This window comes from Paracerasibacillus soli (assembly GCF_042432965.1).
GTDB lineage: Bacteria > Bacillota > Bacilli > Bacillales > Amphibacillaceae > Paracerasibacillus > Paracerasibacillus soli.
In genome coordinates this window covers 9,019-25,133 of record NZ_JBHLWL010000016.1, presented here as the reverse complement: position 1 = coordinate 25,133, position 16,115 = coordinate 9,019, and the positions used below count along the sequence as shown (strand labels likewise).

The window sequence follows — 16,115 nt, the reverse complement described above, 5'->3', positions numbered from 1 at the left end:
CATAAGAAAGTGAGGCTTCATAGATGAAAGCAACAGGAATAGTACGAAGAATTGATGATTTAGGTAGAGTAGTCATCCCAAAAGAAATTCGAAGAACATTGCGGATACGTGAAGGAGATCCCTTGGAAATTTTTATTGATCGCGAAGGTGAAGTCATTTTAAAAAAGTACTCTCCAATTAGTGAACTAGGTAATTTTGCACAAGAATATGCAGATGCCTTATTTGACTCGTTACATTTTCCGGTATTCATAAGTGATCGTGATGAAATTATTGCAGTAGCCGGTGATTCTAAAAAGGATTATTTGAATAAAAACGTTGGGAAAACAATGGAAAAGGCAATGGAAGAACGGTCAAATGTATTAATCGATGAACAAGGAACGATAGAGGTTATTGAAAGCAAAGAGGAGCAAGTTGGTTCTTATGTAATTAGCCCAATCATCGCTAACGGGGATCCCATCGGAAGTATGATGATGTTATCGCGTGAAGGAGATCCAGTCTCTAGTACGGAAAGTAAAGTAGTGGAAACAGGTGCTAGTTTTTTAGCAAAACAAATGGAATAAAAGTGAGAGCGGACAAAATCGTACTATGGTTTTGTCCGTTTGTTATGATAATTGCCAATACCCTTATGATATAATGAACGTAATGATGATAAGGTGAAGGTATTAGAAAATGAAACAACATGATAATCGAACAATCGTTAAAGGTGCCCTTGTATTAACAATAGCAGGTATCGTAAGTAAAATATTAAGCGCAGCATATCGTATACCACTACAAAATCTAACGGGAGATATTGGTTTTTACATATATCAACAAGTGTACCCAATCTTAGGTATTGTAACTATTTTAGCTTTGTATGGATTTCCTACAGCAGTATCCAGTTTAGCTGCACGGACGCAATTAGATGGTAAAACGCTCACCTTTAGGCAGTTTTATTTCCCTATATTCCTTATACTGTTTGTCGTGAGCGGTGGATTTTTCACTATATTATTTTACTTTGGACACGATATAGCGATGTTCATTGGCGATGAACAGTTAGCCACAATTTATCAACTTGCTTCATTTGCCTTTTTGTTTATTCCTTTCATGGCATTATTACGAGGTGTGACACAAGGGAGTTCAAACATGAAGCCAACTGCTTATTCGCAAGTAGGAGAACAAGTTGTGCGCGTAACCATTATTATTATCGCAGCTGTTATCGTCTCCTATACCGGAGGAAGCCCATATCAAATTGGCTTTGCAGCAAGTATTGCTACAATGGCTGGCGCTACAGCGGCTAGTGGCATACTTTTACTATGTTTTTGGAAACAAAGAGGAAATAACAGGCGTGTGGAAAATAATCAAATTATTCCTTGGGGTACGTATATAAGAACCATCTTGTTATTTGGGTTTGTTGCTTCGTTCACACATATGATTTTGCTCTTGGCCCAAGTTGCTGATTCGCTTTCTTTGTTACCAACCTTGATGGAATTCGGGCATAGTAAAATCGAAGCAATGACTGCAAAGGGTATTTTAGACCGTGGTCAACCACTCATTCAATTAGGTGCAGTTTTAGGTTCCTCTTTTGCAATGGCGTTCATTCCATCCCTTGTTACTCAGTCAACAACCGCCAACCAATCTATAAAAAGTGCCTTAAAGTTAAGTTTTTATTTAGCAGCTGGTGCAACCATTGGTTTATGTACTATATTTAATGAAGTGAATATTTTGCTTTATAAAGATAATGAAGGGACATTTAGTTTACAAATTTTATCGCTTAGTGTGTTGTTAAGCGCATTAGCAATTACAGCAAGTATGATATTACAAGGTATCGGACGTATTTTATATACCGCGAGTTTTATTTTTGGTACCTTTTTATTAAAAATTGCCCTAAATCATCTTCTCGTTCCATATTGGGGAATCACGGGTAGTGCTGTAGCTACGGTGTTAAGTTTGCTTCTTTTATGTGTCATACTTTTTTATCAATTAAAACGTACGAATATAAAACTAGCTTTACTGCAAGATGTGAAGTGGCATGCCTTTCTGATCGCAAGTTTTTCAATGGTTATTTATTTAGTTATTTTTCAATTCCTATTACCAAATCCTTTCGATTTATCACGTTTTACACTTTTCCTTGAGGTATTCTTTCTAGTAGGGACAGGTGGTATTCTATATTTATTTATTTTAATTCGGCTACAGGCATTTACGGATAGGGAGCTTGCTATGTTCCCACTTTCTTCGCTTTTAAGTCGGATGGCCAAGGAGGAAAAGAAATAAAAATGTCAAAACATAAAATAGAAGTAATTGGTTTAGGCGGAGGGGATATAAACCAGTTACCTTTCGGGGTATATAAGAAGTTAACAACAATGTCTAATAAAGTGTTTGTAAGAACAATGGATCACCCTGTAATCGAGCAATTACAAGCCGAGGGAGTACCCTTTTCTTCCTTTGATGCCTATTACGAACAAGAGAAGCAATTTGAAGAAGTATATATACGTATTGTGAATAAACTACTATTACTGGCGCAGTCAGAAAATGTGGTATACGCTGTTCCAGGTCATCCAATGCTAGCTGAAAGAACTGTACAATTGTTAATTGAACAAGATGACGTAGAGGTAGAAATTATGGGGGGACAGAGTTATCTTGATGATTTATTTACATCATTAAAAATAGACCCGATTGATGGATTTCAGTTTATCGATGCAACCGACTTTCAACGCTCTGATATACAGTACAAACAACATATCATATTTTGCCAAGTATATAACCAGTTTATTGCGTCAGAATTAAAGCTAACATTATTAGAGGACCTTCCGAGTGATTATGAAGTGACGATTGTGGAAGCTGCTGGAAGTAGTGGGGAAAGGCTAATCACTATGCCACTTGAAGAATTAGATCATAACTTCCCGACTAGTAACTTAATTAGTGTTTATATCCCACCAGTTGAAGAAGACTTATTAAGCCATACCTTTACGCAGTTAAGAAAAGTTATTGCAACATTAAGAGGTCCAAATGGCTGTCCGTGGGATCAAAAGCAAACACATGAAACGTTGCGTCCTTATGTTTTAGAAGAAGCGTATGAATTGATTGAGGCAATTGATGCAAAGGATGATATTGGGATAGAGGAAGAGTTGGGGGATTTACTATTACAAGTCATGCTGCATAGCCAAATAGGGGAAGAAACGGGATATTTTACGATAGACGATGTAATAAAGGGATTGACGAAAAAGATGATACATCGTCATCCGCATGTGTTTGGTGATGTTTCTATTCAATCTATTGAAGATGTAAACAAGAACTGGGAGTCAATCAAGCAGGAGGAAAAGGGTGAAACGCGTTCCTCTATTTTGGATGGAATTCCAGAGCAGTATCCTGCATTGCTAAAAGCATATAAATTACAAGAGAAGGCAGCAAAGGTAGGGTTCGATTGGGATAATTCGCAAGATATTTGGGCCAAGCTGACAGAAGAAGTAGCTGAAGTAAAAGAAGCAATCTCGTTACATAATCAAGAGGAGATAGAGAAGGAATTTGGTGATGTTCTATTTGTTATGGCAAATTTGACTAGATATTATAACATTCAACCAGAAGTTGCACTAAATAGGACGAATCGAAAGTTTCAATCTCGTTTTACATATATAGAGAGAAAGTTGCGTGAACAGGAAAAGGATATTCACGATGCAACACTATTAGAAATGGATAACTATTGGAATGAAGCGAAAAAGAGAGAGGGATAGTAAATGAGATTAGACAAGTTTTTAAAGATTTCCCGGTTAATTAAGCGGCGCACATTAGCGAAAGAGGTTGCAGATCAAGGGAGAATTACGATTAATGGAAATCAAGCAAAGGCAAGCACAAATGTAGTAGTTGGTGATGAATTAACAATTCGTTTTGGGCAAAAATTTGTGACGATAAAGGTGACGGATTTAAGGGAAAATGTGCGGAAGGATGAAGCGGAAACTCTTTATTCGGTCATGAAAGAAGAGCGAATAGAGTCAGATAATGAGGACGAATAGTATAAAATAACTGCGCAAATGATATGATCTACACACGATGTTGTAGTGTCCATTCATTTGCCTTTTTAATCTTGTTTTAAGTTTATCCAAATAGACTGTTGTTTTATACAATAGAACCAAACTGTCTCGTAACGTGCCTGTTAATTTACTTATATTTATTGAAGATACTGCTGACTCCTCCGCTTCGGCAGAATACTTCGCTTTCCGAGCGATATTAGTAAGGCAAGTTTTCACTACTGAACAGTTTGGGTCAATTAAGGGGTTAAAAAGGGGGAAATGTGTGAATCAAAATATTTTCATTTTAATAGTTCTACACTTGTCCTATTGCACATAAAGTAATAGTAATAAGGAGGACGAGTATGATGAACTATTATAATAAAGATATAAGGCCCCAACCGGAAAAAGACCACCAATTAAAATTAAACAACCGCCGACTACTAGAAATTACAGGTGTAAAAGAAGTTGATAGCTTTGATAGTGAGGAATTTCTATTACAAACCGTGATGGGATACCTCATCATAAGAGGCCATAATTTACAATTAAAAAACCTCGATGTCAGCGAAGGAATTGTTTCAATCAAAGGAAAAGTATATGAAATGGCCTATGTGGACGAGGAACATCAGGAGAAAGCTAAAGGGTTCTTTAGCAAGCTTTTTAGATGACATTACACGTACAGTTTGCAACGATGATTATCATGATAGTAAGTGGTATATACTTAGGAGTCATTCGAGATACGTATTTACGGTTTTTTCGTTACTGGCAAAAAAACACCGTATTAACTTATCTCTTCGAAATTAGCTTCTGGTTATTGCAAACATTTATCTTATACTATATTTTGTTCTTAACAAATGCTGGTGAGTTACGGTTTTATATTTTTCTAGCTTGTTTACTCGGCTTTTCGATGTACAAAGCGTTGTTTGCAACCTTTTACAAAAAACTGCTTGAAAGATTAATTCATATTGTAACTTCAATTGCGATATTTATAGGGAAAGTCATTTATTATATACTCGTTATACCGATAAAATATTTACTTCAGTTTATCGCTGCAGTTGTCTTATTTTTTGTCCATGCCCTTGTTACCATCATTACTTTCAGTTTGAAAATAATATTTACACCAGTTATTTGGCTAGGAAAGCTATTATATGGATTGTTACCACAGAAAGTTCAAAAGTATTTATACAAAATAGCAGGACTTTATAGTAAAATAGAGAATGTATATATAAGGATAAAGAACTTTTTTGCTAGGAGGAAGTAAGTCATGTCTGATAAAAGGAAGATGGTGACTCGGCTAGACTCGCATTATATGAAGCAATATGATGCTTATATGGAGAGGCAAAGAAAAAAAAGACAGCGTCTCATCCGTCGTCTCGTCTTTTTTGCAGTCGTTGTGATGTTGGCTGTCAGTACCGTGACTGTGTACCATTTAAAACAACGCGATCTTCGCCAAGTGAAATCTGAGCAGTTTGAAAAATTACAAGATGAACTCGTTAATTTACAAAACCAGGAAAAGGAATTGCAAGAGGAAATTGAGCTATTGAATGATGAGGAATATATTTTGGATATTGCTCGTACGCATTACTTCTTTTCTAAAAAGGGTGAAGTAATCTTTAAAAGTAATGAAGAGGACTCATCTTATTGACACCTTTTCATGTATTTGGCTATACTATATAAGAGAAGTAGTAATTTTTATACTACTTTATACAGCTTTTTAAAAATCTTAAGGAGGAGCATTTTTTTTATGTCAATTGAAGTAGGCAGCAAGCTGCAAGGAAAGGTAACTGGGATCACTAATTTTGGAGCTTTTGTAGAGTTACAGGAAGGAAAAACGGGCCTTGTCCATATTAGTGAGGTTGCCAATAATTATGTCAAAGACATTAATGACCACCTCAGTGTCGGGGACCAAGTAGAAGTAAAAGTTATTAATGTCGAAAAGGACGGCAAAATCGGACTATCGATTAAAAAAGCACAAGATAGACCGCAACGCCAGAGAAACTCTAGGGAACGCACAGAGACTTTTGAAGCAAAAATCAACCGCTTTCTAAAAGATTCTGAAGACCGTCTAGCCTCTTTGAAAAAGCACACAGAATCGAGACGTGGAGGAAGAGGTGCTAAAAGAGGATAGCAGTTGCTGTCTATAGAGACAGATGCTCTATAAAATATAGATGTGATATAGAAAAGGTATTGCTACGTTAGCAATACCTTTTCTGCTTTATTTACATTTCCAACATAATAAAAAAGCACTATCGTCCAACATATTGGATAATAGTGCTTTTACTTTTTTAGCATAGCATCTTATCGAATGTTTGATTCAAACGGATGCCTTTGCCTTTTGGTATAGCGGCGGAGGGGATCGAACCCACGACCTTACGGGTATGAACCGTACGCTCTCGCCAGCTGAGCTACGCCGCCAAAAAGTCAACAGAGATTATCATACAATAGTATAAAGTGAATGTCAATAGATTTATTGAAATTGAATGTATGACAGTTTGCCATTTATTTTGTCTACCATATGGTATACTTACGCATTTTTCTAGAAAATCTGCTTGAATTCGCCATCATTTTTAATAGTCATGATAAGCATATGATGCAGTGAGTATACTTGGAAAACATGTAAAGTGGAATAGGAATAGGGAAAATAAGACTACTCTCATGATAGAACGAATAAAATAGTAGGTTTTTTGCTTCCTTTTTAGTTTATTTGACAATAAGAAACAAAAAACGAAGATTAAACGGGAAAAAGAAAATACATTAAAAATAAGTCGAACGATTTTTTGTTATGCTTCCCTTAATTTGACAAAATCTTTACTAGAGTTGTGGTTAAATAGTTGAATAAGAGGGGAGGGCTTTTAAATGATAGAATCTACGCCAAGGTTACAAACGAAAGTATTGAATAAATCAAAAATGAATATGGTGAATGTACGTAATTATCTCATGGTGAAAATTAAAAGCCTATTATTTGATCGGGGATGGCTTTTCTATTTTGTTGGTTTTTTACTTGGACGGGCTGTGATCTTATCGGTTGTCTCACCTTTTACAGTAGCATTTCTAGCTACACTATGGTTTATCCAACGTGAAAGAGTGTTTACAACGATGATCGTAATGCTGATAGGTGGCTTTACTGTTTCCGCAACGCAAGGTGTGCATGTGACGTTGACAATGTTTATATTTATTCTTTTAGCTGGTTTATTTAAAAAGGTGGATAATAAGCAAGTGCTGATACCATTATTTGTCTTTATTGCAACTGGTGCGTCACGCTTATTTTTATATTCCTTCACAGGAAAACTTACATATTATGATTGGATGTTACTCATAGTTGAAGGGGTTTTAGGGACAATCTTAGTTTTAATATTTATGCAGAGCGTGCCACTATTATCACCAAAAAGATATAAACCAGCATTAAAAAATGAAGAAATAGTATGTATGATTATTTTACTTGCATCAATCTTAACGGGAACAATCGGTTGGGAATTTTATGGTGCTTCATTAGAACAAGTATTTTCACGTTACTTTGTGATGTTACTAGCCTTTGTTGGTGGTGCTGCAATAGGATCAACGGTAGGTGTTGTTGCGGGGTTAATTTTATCACTAGCAAATGTAGCGAATTTATATCAAATGGGTTTGCTTGCCTTTTCGGGATTATTAGGTGGTTTGTTAAAGGAAGGTAAAAAGATTGGAGTAGCAGTAGGATTACTTGTTGGAACATTTCTCGTAGGAATTTATAGTAATGGTGAGCAGCTATTACCTTCTTTTATCGAATCTTCTATTGCAATTGTATTGTTTTTAATCACTCCCGTGAGCTGGATTAAAAAATTATCGCGATTTATTCCAGGGACGGAGGAATATTCTAATGAACAAGAGCAGTATTTACAAAAAGTACGTGATGTCACCGCGAAACGGGTAGAGGAATTTTCAAATGTTTTTGAGGCACTTTCCAAAAGCTTTGCAATGGAAGACGATGACAAAGAAGATATGGATGCGAAGCGTGAAACGGACTACTTTCTAAGTAGGGTGACGGAAAAAACGTGTCAAACGTGTTTTATGAAAGAACGATGTTGGCAAAAGCAGTTTGAAACAACTTACTCGTTAATGGAATCAATCAAAGATGATCTGCTAGATGGAACAGCAAATCAAAAGAGAATGCGGGAGTTTAAAAGCTTTTGTGTGAAGCCGAGCCGGGTTATTGAAAAAATGGAAGAGGAAATATCTTATTTTGATGCAAATCGAAAGTTAAAACAGCAAGTGATTGAAAGTAAGCGGTTTGTAGCGGAACAGTTACAAGGAGTATCGGAGGTAATGGATGATTTTGCAAATGAAATCATGAAAGAAAGAGAACATCATGAAAAGCAAGAGTTACAAATTGTGCATGCATTAAAACATATGGGGATAGAAATTGAAAAGTTAGATATATTTCGGTTGGAAAAGGGAAATGTCGATATTGAAATGACGATTAGTTTTTATAACTATCATGGTGAAGGGGCTAAGTTAATCGCACCGACGCTGTCTGATATATTAAATGAAATGATTGTCGTGAAATATGAAGAAATATCACCATTTCCAAATGGTTATTCCTTTTTAAAATTCGGTTCTGCAAGGGAGTTTGTTGTAGAAACAGGAATGGCGAGTGCCGCAAGAGGTGGTGGTATTGTTTCTGGAGATAGTTATACAACGATTGAACTAGGTGCCGGAAAATATGCGATGGCAATTAGTGATGGCATGGGTAATGGCGCACGTGCGCATGAAGAAAGTGGCGAAACACTTCGGCTGTTACAGCAAATTTTACAAATCGGTATCCCGGAAAAAGTCGCGATAAAAACAATCAATTCCATTTTAGCGTTACGTACAACAGATGAAATGTTTGCCACATTGGATTTAGCAATTATTAATTTGCACAATGCCTTTGTGAGATTTTTAAAGATTGGTTCTACACCGAGTTTTATCAAACGGGGAAATCAATTAATAAAAATTGAAGCAGGCAATTTGCCAATGGGAATTATTCAAGAGTTTGATGTTGATATTGTTGGGGAACAGCTAGCTTCAGGTGATATATTAATTATGATGAGTGACGGTATATTTGATGGACCAAAGCATATTGAAAATAAAGACCAATGGTTAAAACGAAAGATTGCCGAGATGGAGACGAATGATCCACAGGAAATTGCAGATCTTCTTTTGGAAGAAGTTGTTCGAACGCAAGCTGGGAAAATTGAGGATGATATGACCGTCCTCGTTGCTAAGGTAGAAAAGCATATTCCGAAGTGGTCACCAGTATCGATGTATCAAGGAAAAGCGTTATAATTTTACTAGCTAGGGCGCATAAGGATATGCGCTCTTTTTAATTTCAATTTTATATAAATCTATTTTATTCGTAAATACTTGCTATGAATAGTGAAATATGCATTTTGAAGATTATAACGCTAAAAGGTTTGGGCGATTCTTACGCAAATAATTATATGAAAACTATATTTAGAAAGACAGCCTTCATTTTAAAATCATTCGTAATTGAGGTGTTTAAAATAGATTGTAAATAGGATTATGTTACTTATATTCACATTGTTCAACATGTCTCCATATATCCCCATTAACGTAACTATGAAATTATGAAAGACCACGTATATTCTACCTTTATTTTGGTGATGATGGTAGTGGAAAACGTGGAGGTGTTTAGCATGAAAAAGGGGACTTTGAAACAGATCCTTTTATTGACGGATGGATGCTCGAATAAAGGAGAAGATCCATCGGCAGTTGCTGCATTGGCTTTTGAACAAGGCATTACGGTAAATGTCATCGGGATTTTAGACGATGAACAGGATGAACATGCCCATGGACTAAGGGAAGTAGAAGATATTGCTCTGTCAGGTGGAGGGGTCAGTCAGATTGTTTATAAGGAATCACTTTCGCAAACCGTACAAATGGTTACAAAACAAGCGATGACACAAACGCTACAAGGATTTGTTAATATGGAATTGCAACAAATTCTAGGTCCTGAGCAATCGATGGAAGATTTAGCACCTGATAAGCGGGGGGAAATCATGGAAGTCGTTGAGGATCTTGGTGAAACATGTGATTTGGAAGTACTCGTTTTGGTTGATACAAGTGCGAGTATGACAAATAAAATATCAATGGTTAAAGAGGCTTTAATTGATTTATCAATAAGTCTTAATGCTAGAATTGGCAGGAATAGATTCTCTATCTTTAGTTTCCCAGGAAAACGAAAGGATATTCAAAAGATATTCGATTGGTCACCTAGACTCGATTCTATCTCAACCATTTTCCCAAAGCTTACAAGTGGAGGAATTACGCCTACTGGTCCAGCATTGAGAGAAGCGATGTATCAATTTGGTAAGAAGAGTTTGTTAAGGAGCTTCCGAAAACATGATGAACAAGATATCGAAGAAGCTTACTAGTCTTATTACACCAGGGATGTATATAAAGGGAAAATGGCATAAAAATGAATACATGATTAAACAATTATTAGGTAGTGGTGCGATTGGTTCTGTTTATCTTGTAAAGTATAATGGTCGGGAAGCCGCATTAAAAATAAGTGAAAATAGTACTTCAATGACAATGGAAGTAAATGTACTAAAATCACTAGCGAAGGTCCAAGGAAGTCATCTTGGGCCTTCTTTATTAGATGTAGATGATTGGGTCCTATCAAATGGCCAAACATATACTTTTTATGTCATGGAGTATGTCCGTGGTGTTACTTTGCCAACCTATATGCAACAGAACGGGCATGAATGGATTGGTGTTTTCATGTTACAACTACTCGATGATCTTGAAAAGCTACATCAAGCAGGTTGGATATTTGGTGATTTAAAAGTTGATAATTTACTTGTTACGTCCTCATCTCCAGCAAGGATTCGCTGGATTGATGTAGGAGGTACGACACAAATTGGGAGGGCAATCAAAGAGTACACAGAATTTTATGACCGTGGATATTGGGGGATGGGATCACGAAAAGCGGAGCCAAGTTATGATTTATTTGCCTTTGTCATGGTGTGGATTAATTTGTTCTATCCGCGACAATTCGAAAAAGGAAAACACCCTAAATTAACACTTATGAAAAAGTTACAGGAGATTCCTGCGTTAAAATCTTATAGGCAGTGTTTACAACAAGCATTATTAGGTAAATATGATACAAGTCAGGAAATGAAGCGTGATTTGATTTATTTGTTACAGCGATTACAAAAAGGAAAACGGGAGCGGGTAGATCGCTTACCGTTTTTAATAGAGATCATTGGTTTAACGGTCATTAGTAGTGGGTATTATTTTACTTCTTTACTCATACCATAATCTTAACTATAAAACTATAATAGAAAGTCTTACGATTGGGTATGTCTGTATGAGCTATGCTAAAATATATAGTAGATTATACATGCTGGAGATGGACAAGTTGGAACAAAAAATTACTGGTTTTATAGAGAAACACGGATTAATTAATAAAGGTTCTACAGTTATGGTAGGCGTATCAGGTGGTCCAGACTCCTTAGCTTTACTTCATTATTTCCACACCATTCGAGCCGCATGGAATTTAAAAGTAATAGCATTGTCGGTTGATCACCAACTGCGGGGAGAAGAAAGTAAAGAAGACCTCCACTATGTAAAAAAGATATGTGAACAGTGGGATATAACATTTATTGGAGAAAGTGTGGATGTTCCGCACTATAAAAAAGAAAGGCAAATTGGAACGCAGCTTGCGGCACGAGAATTACGTTATGCATGTTTCAAAGAACAAATGGAAAAACATCATGCACAATATTTAGCACTTGGACATCATGGTGATGACCAAGTAGAGACGCTTATCATGCGACTTGTTCGAACTGCGAATGCAAGTGCATTTTCGGGTATTCCGGCTAAAAGGCCATTCAGTAATGGTTATATTGTGCGGCCGATGTTGGCTGTTACGAAGGATGAAATTATAGCATATTGTGAGGCACATCATATTCAACCACGCATTGATCCAAGCAATAAGGAAACGAATTATACTCGAAATTATTTTAGGAAATTAGTTGTACCTTTACTAAAGGAAAAAAACGAGAATATACATATCACTGCACAGCATTTATCCGATACGTTAATGGAAGATGAAGCCTTTCTACAGGAAGAGGCAAAAAAGGTTGTAGATCGTGTCGTGAAATATAACGAAAAGGATAGAAAAGCATCCCTTTTTATCGATGAATTTACGACGCATTCATCTGCTTTACAAAGAAGAGCCTTTCATCTAATATTAAACTATCTGTATCATGAGTTACCTGAAAAATTATCTTATGTACATGATGATTATTTTTTTTCATTGTTAAAAAATAAACAAAGTCACGTACAAATAGATTTTCCAAATAAGTTAATTATTGAAAAGTCTTATCAGGTTATCAATATTTACTTTCAGCATCCACTTCCAGCTTCCTCTTATTACGAGAAACTTGAAATACCAGGGGAACTCTCACTTCCTAATGGGACAATCCTAACAGCCACATATAAAGAGGAGTATGAAAAAGAGGACAACACGAGCTATATGCTTGCTGTGGATGAGGTGCAATTACCACTTTATGCTAGAACGAGACAATCTGGAGATCGCATGAGCTGGTACGGATTGAATGGTAGTAAAAAGTTGAAGGATATTTTCATTGATGAAAAAATACCGATGCACCAAAGAGAAAGCTGGCCAATTATTGTAGATGAATCAAATACCATCTTATGGTTAGTTGGTCTTAGAAAGAAGGAACAATCATTTCGCGGGGAAGGAACCCGATACATTCAGCTTAAGGTACAAAACAATCATAGGAGGGACTAAATCGTGCATAATGATATAGAGAAAATACTTATATCCGAAGAGGAAATCCAGGATAAGTGCAAAGAATTAGGAAAACAGCTAACGGAAGAATATAAAGATAAATTTCCTTTAGCAATTGGGGTATTAAAGGGTGCAATGCCGTTCATGGCAGATTTATTACGCCATACGGAAACATACTTGGAAATGGACTTTATGGACGTATCAAGTTATGGCGGCAAGAGTATGCAGTCATCAGGCGAAGTGAAAATCGTAAAAGATTTAGACACAAAAGTAGAAGGCCGTGATTTGTTAATTATCGAGGATATCATCGATAGTGGACTAACTTTAAGTTATCTTGTTGATTTATTTAAATACCGGAAGGCAAACTCCATTAAAATTGTGACATTACTTGATAAACCTTCTGGCCGTACTGCAAATCTAAAAGCAGACCTTGTCGGCTTTGAAGTGCCAAATGAATTTGTAGTTGGATATGGGTTAGATTATGATGAGAAGTATCGTAACCTTCCTTATATAGGTGTTTTGAAACCAAAGATTTATGGTGGTGAATGAGACCAGAATTTATGCTAATTGTCACTAGTTTTGTTATATGTAAATTTAATCAAGATAAAAAGTAAAATTAGTTGTATTCTAACTTTTTACTATGGTAGTATGTTATATAGTTTTTCCCGCTTGGGAGGAGGTACGTAATGAGTCGGATATTTCGAACAACGTTCTTTTACTTGGTTTTGCTAGTCATTGTGATAGGAATCATTACAATGGTAAATGGTAAAGGTGATCAAGCGAAAGAATTAAACGTAAAAGAATTTATGCAGTCTTTAAATAGTGGCGAAATCAAGGAAATGACGATGCAGCCAGCACATGGCATTATACGAATTACTGGTGAATTGGCAGATAAGGATAAAAAGCCATTTGTTACACAAGTACCAGATAACCCAGATTTCGTTCGTGATATTACGGAAAAGGGTATGGATCAAAGTGTATTAAATGTGAAGCAGGAAGAGACTCCTAGCGGTTTAGTCACATTTTTAACCGGAATTATACCGTTTCTCATACTTGGACTATTTTTCTTCTTTATTCTTAGTCAAGCACAAGGTGGCGGTGGCGGCCGAGTGATGAACTTTGGTAAGAGTAAAGCGAAAATGTACAGTGAAGATAAGAAAAAGGTCCGCTTTAAAGATGTAGCCGGTGCAGATGAAGAGAAACAAGAACTTGTAGAAGTAGTTGAATTTCTAAAAGACCCACGTAAGTTTGCGGAATTAGGAGCAAGAATTCCTAAAGGTGTCCTTTTAGTAGGACCTCCAGGTACGGGTAAAACTTTATTAGCACGTGCGGTTGCTGGAGAAGCAGGTACACCATTCTTTACGATTAGTGGATCTGACTTTGTTGAAATGTTTGTTGGGGTCGGTGCATCCCGTGTTCGTGACTTATTTGAAAATGCGAAGAAAAATGCCCCATGTATTATCTTTATTGATGAGATTGATGCGGTTGGTCGTCAACGTGGTGCCGGTGTTGGTGGTGGACACGATGAGCGTGAACAAACGCTAAACCAGTTACTTGTTGAAATGGATGGATTCGACGGAAATGAAGGAATTATTATCATTGCAGCAACAAACCGTCCGGATATTTTAGACCCAGCTTTACTACGTCCAGGACGTTTTGATAGACAAATTACAGTAGATCGTCCAGATGTTAGAGGTCGTGAAGCTGTCTTAAAAGTCCATGCACGCAATAAACCACTTGATAAAACAGTGGATATGAAGACTATTGCAATGCGTACACCAGGGTTTTCAGGTGCGGATTTAGAGAACTTATTAAATGAAGCGGCGCTAGTAGCTGCTAGACAAGATAAAAAAGCAATTAGTATGCTAGAGGTGGACGAAGCGATTGACCGTGTTATTGCTGGTCCCGCTAAGAAAAGTCGGGTAATTTCCGAAAAAGAACGTAATATTGTTGCATACCATGAAAGTGGTCATACTGTTATCGGGATGGTATTGGATGATGCCGATATGGTTCACAAGGTAACAATTGTACCTCGTGGTCAAGCTGGCGGTTATGCAGTTATGTTGCCACGTGAAGATCGTTACTTTATGACAAAACCGGAATTATTTGATAAAATCACAGGTCTATTAGGTGGCCGTGTTGCCGAAGAAATTATCTTTGGCGAAGTAAGTACTGGTGCATCAAATGACTTCCAACGTGCTACAAGCATTGCACGTAAAATGATTACCGAATATGGTATGAGTGATAAAATAGGACCAACACAATTTTCTGGTGGCGGTGGAGAAGTATTTTTAGGTCGTGACATCCAAAATGACCAAAATTATAGTGACACCATTGCCCATGATATTGATACAGAAATGCAAAACTTTATTAACCACTGTTATGATCGAGCAAAAGAAATCCTAACAGAACATAAAGAACAGCTTGAGTTAATTGCACAGACATTGCTTAAAGTGGAAACACTTGATGCTAAACAAATAAAATCACTCTTTGAAGATGGTATTTTACCTGAACCAGAATATCCACGTGATGAAGAGGATTCAAAAGATGATGTGAAGGTAAATATTCAATCTAAAGATGATGAAGAAGAGATTGAATCCGTATCTTACGAAGAGGCGAAGAAAAAGTCGGATGAGAAGTTAAAAAAAGGACTTAATGAGCATGCGAAGGAAACGCATGACGATGGCCTATCAAACATCATTAAAGGTTTGGAAGATACCAATAAAGGTAAGCCAAACGAAGATAACAAAGACGACGAAGATAAAAAGTAATAATTAAAAAACAGCCCTCACAACAATCGTGAGCGGCTGTTTTTTCACTTTCGTAACTAAATCAAGCACCTTAAAAGCCAGCTATGGATAAATTATGGTATATTTGAAAAGATAACATTAAATCAAACGGAATAGCAATGACTAAGCACGTATATAAAGATTCATTCGACTTAAACTGTTCAGTAGTGAAAACTTGCCTTTAAACTTAATTAGCTTGCTGTATCGCTTCGGCAGAATACTTCGCTTTCCGCGGGCACGGCCTCAGCCTCCTCGCGGAAGACCACCGCTGTGGGGTCTTCAGACTCGTGCTGTTCCCGCAGGAGTCTACGTATTCTGCCTACGCTAAGTGACAGTATTTAATAAAGGGTAAATTCCCTACCAATGCATGCAAATCAATTGTACACAAGTATTTTCCCTTTGAAGTATGTTTCTTAAAAGACTTACAAAGATTGACTAGCATAATCATGGCGGTTGTTTGGATTGGAGGACCGTTGACTCCTCAAAAATGCAAAGTACGCATTTTAATGTGTAAAATCCGAGTATATAATTAATTAATGAGCAATAAAC

The 16,115-nt window shown here is 36.6% G+C and carries 14 protein-coding genes and 1 tRNA gene; 14 read left to right on the top strand and 1 reads right to left on the bottom strand.

The window, feature by feature from the left end; translation table 11 throughout:
* Positions 1-23: 23 nt before the first annotated feature.
* The 8 genes from spoVT (at position 24) to ACFFIS_RS04465 (ending at position 6,108) form a co-directional block, all read left to right on the top strand.
* Positions 24-560 (top strand): stage V sporulation protein T, encoded by a 537-nt coding sequence (gene spoVT / locus ACFFIS_RS04500; RefSeq protein WP_320380866.1) that lies wholly within the window; start codon positions 24-26, stop codon positions 558-560.
* A gap of 109 nt (positions 561-669) precedes the next feature.
* The gene (locus ACFFIS_RS04495) at positions 670-2,250 is read left to right on the top strand and encodes a putative polysaccharide biosynthesis protein (protein WP_320380867.1); all 1,581 of its coding nucleotides are present in this window, start codon (positions 670-672) and stop codon (positions 2,248-2,250) included.
* Between the two features lie 2 nt (positions 2,251-2,252).
* A complete protein-coding gene (gene yabN / locus ACFFIS_RS04490) occupies positions 2,253-3,707 on the top strand; it encodes a bifunctional methyltransferase/pyrophosphohydrolase YabN (RefSeq protein ID WP_390186327.1) in 1,455 nt (484 codons plus the stop codon).
* 3 nt (positions 3,708-3,710) lie between these two features.
* Entirely contained in the window at positions 3,711-3,986 is a 276-nt protein-coding gene (locus tag ACFFIS_RS04485) for an RNA-binding S4 domain-containing protein (protein ID WP_320380868.1), read from the top strand.
* A 362-nt stretch (positions 3,987-4,348) separates the two neighbouring features.
* Positions 4,349-4,648 carry a sporulation protein YabP gene (gene yabP, locus ACFFIS_RS04480; protein WP_320381518.1) on the top strand — a complete coding sequence of 100 codons (300 nt, stop codon included), beginning with the start codon at positions 4,349-4,351 and terminating at the stop codon, positions 4,646-4,648.
* A complete protein-coding gene (yabQ, locus tag ACFFIS_RS04475; RefSeq protein ID WP_320380869.1) occupies positions 4,645-5,241 on the top strand; it encodes a spore cortex biosynthesis protein YabQ in 597 nt (198 codons plus the stop codon). The genes yabP and yabQ overlap by 4 nt, the downstream gene beginning before the upstream one ends.
* 3 nt (positions 5,242-5,244) lie before the next feature.
* Positions 5,245-5,625 carry an FtsB family cell division protein gene (locus ACFFIS_RS04470; RefSeq protein WP_320380870.1) on the top strand — a complete coding sequence of 127 codons (381 nt, stop codon included), beginning with the start codon at positions 5,245-5,247 and terminating at the stop codon, positions 5,623-5,625.
* Between the two features lie 99 nt (positions 5,626-5,724).
* Positions 5,725-6,108, top strand: a complete 384-nt coding sequence (locus ACFFIS_RS04465; RefSeq protein ID WP_390186326.1) for a S1 domain-containing RNA-binding protein — start codon at positions 5,725-5,727, stop codon at positions 6,106-6,108.
* 213 nt (positions 6,109-6,321) lie between these two features.
* Here ACFFIS_RS04465 and ACFFIS_RS04460 read toward each other — a convergent pair.
* Positions 6,322-6,395 (bottom strand) — tRNA-Met (locus ACFFIS_RS04460).
* Positions 6,396-6,836: 441 nt separating this feature from the next.
* On the opposite strand from ACFFIS_RS04460, the gene spoIIE reads away from it, so the two are divergent.
* From spoIIE to ftsH, 6 genes are all read left to right on the top strand, one after another.
* On the top strand, positions 6,837-9,281 hold the full coding sequence (gene spoIIE, locus ACFFIS_RS04455; RefSeq protein ID WP_390186325.1) for a stage II sporulation protein E: 2,445 nt from the start codon (positions 6,837-6,839) through the stop codon (positions 9,279-9,281).
* A 371-nt stretch (positions 9,282-9,652) separates the two neighbouring features.
* A complete protein-coding gene (locus tag ACFFIS_RS04450) occupies positions 9,653-10,390 on the top strand; it encodes a VWA domain-containing protein (RefSeq protein WP_390186323.1) in 738 nt (245 codons plus the stop codon).
* Entirely contained in the window at positions 10,359-11,279 is a 921-nt protein-coding gene (gene prkT / locus ACFFIS_RS04445) for a serine/threonine protein kinase PrkT (protein WP_390186321.1), read from the top strand. The genes ACFFIS_RS04450 and prkT overlap by 32 nt, the downstream gene beginning before the upstream one ends.
* Positions 11,280-11,379: 100 nt before the next feature.
* A complete protein-coding gene (tilS, locus tag ACFFIS_RS04440; protein ID WP_320380876.1) occupies positions 11,380-12,777 on the top strand; it encodes a tRNA lysidine(34) synthetase TilS in 1,398 nt (465 codons plus the stop codon).
* Between the two features lie 3 nt (positions 12,778-12,780).
* Entirely contained in the window at positions 12,781-13,326 is a 546-nt protein-coding gene (gene hpt / locus ACFFIS_RS04435) for a hypoxanthine phosphoribosyltransferase (protein WP_320380877.1), read from the top strand.
* Between the two features lie 137 nt (positions 13,327-13,463).
* Positions 13,464-15,548: an ATP-dependent zinc metalloprotease FtsH gene (gene ftsH, locus ACFFIS_RS04430; RefSeq protein ID WP_390186320.1), complete on the top strand. Its 2,085-nt coding sequence runs from the start codon at positions 13,464-13,466 to the stop codon at positions 15,546-15,548.
* Positions 15,549-16,115 lie beyond the last annotated feature (567 nt).

Bases quoted from the DNA above. Each gene is read 5' to 3' on its own strand.
- spoVT (WP_320380866.1), top strand. From the start codon at position 24: ATGAAAGCAACAGGAATAGTACGAAGAATTGATGATTTAGGTAGAGTA.
- ACFFIS_RS04495 (WP_320380867.1), top strand. From the start codon at position 670: ATGAAACAACATGATAATCGAACAATCGTTAAAGGTGCCCTTGTATTA.
- yabN (WP_390186327.1), top strand. From the start codon at position 2,253: ATGTCAAAACATAAAATAGAAGTAATTGGTTTAGGCGGAGGGGATATA.
- ACFFIS_RS04485 (WP_320380868.1), top strand. From the start codon at position 3,711: ATGAGATTAGACAAGTTTTTAAAGATTTCCCGGTTAATTAAGCGGCGC.
- yabP (WP_320381518.1), top strand. From the start codon at position 4,349: ATGAACTATTATAATAAAGATATAAGGCCCCAACCGGAAAAAGACCAC.
- yabQ (WP_320380869.1), top strand. From the start codon at position 4,645: ATGACATTACACGTACAGTTTGCAACGATGATTATCATGATAGTAAGT.
- ACFFIS_RS04470 (WP_320380870.1), top strand. From the start codon at position 5,245: ATGTCTGATAAAAGGAAGATGGTGACTCGGCTAGACTCGCATTATATG.
- ACFFIS_RS04465 (WP_390186326.1), top strand. From the start codon at position 5,725: ATGTCAATTGAAGTAGGCAGCAAGCTGCAAGGAAAGGTAACTGGGATC.
- spoIIE (WP_390186325.1), top strand. From the start codon at position 6,837: ATGATAGAATCTACGCCAAGGTTACAAACGAAAGTATTGAATAAATCA.
- ACFFIS_RS04450 (WP_390186323.1), top strand. From the start codon at position 9,653: ATGAAAAAGGGGACTTTGAAACAGATCCTTTTATTGACGGATGGATGC.
- prkT (WP_390186321.1), top strand. From the start codon at position 10,359: ATGATGAACAAGATATCGAAGAAGCTTACTAGTCTTATTACACCAGGG.
- ftsH (WP_390186320.1), top strand. From the start codon at position 13,464: ATGAGTCGGATATTTCGAACAACGTTCTTTTACTTGGTTTTGCTAGTC.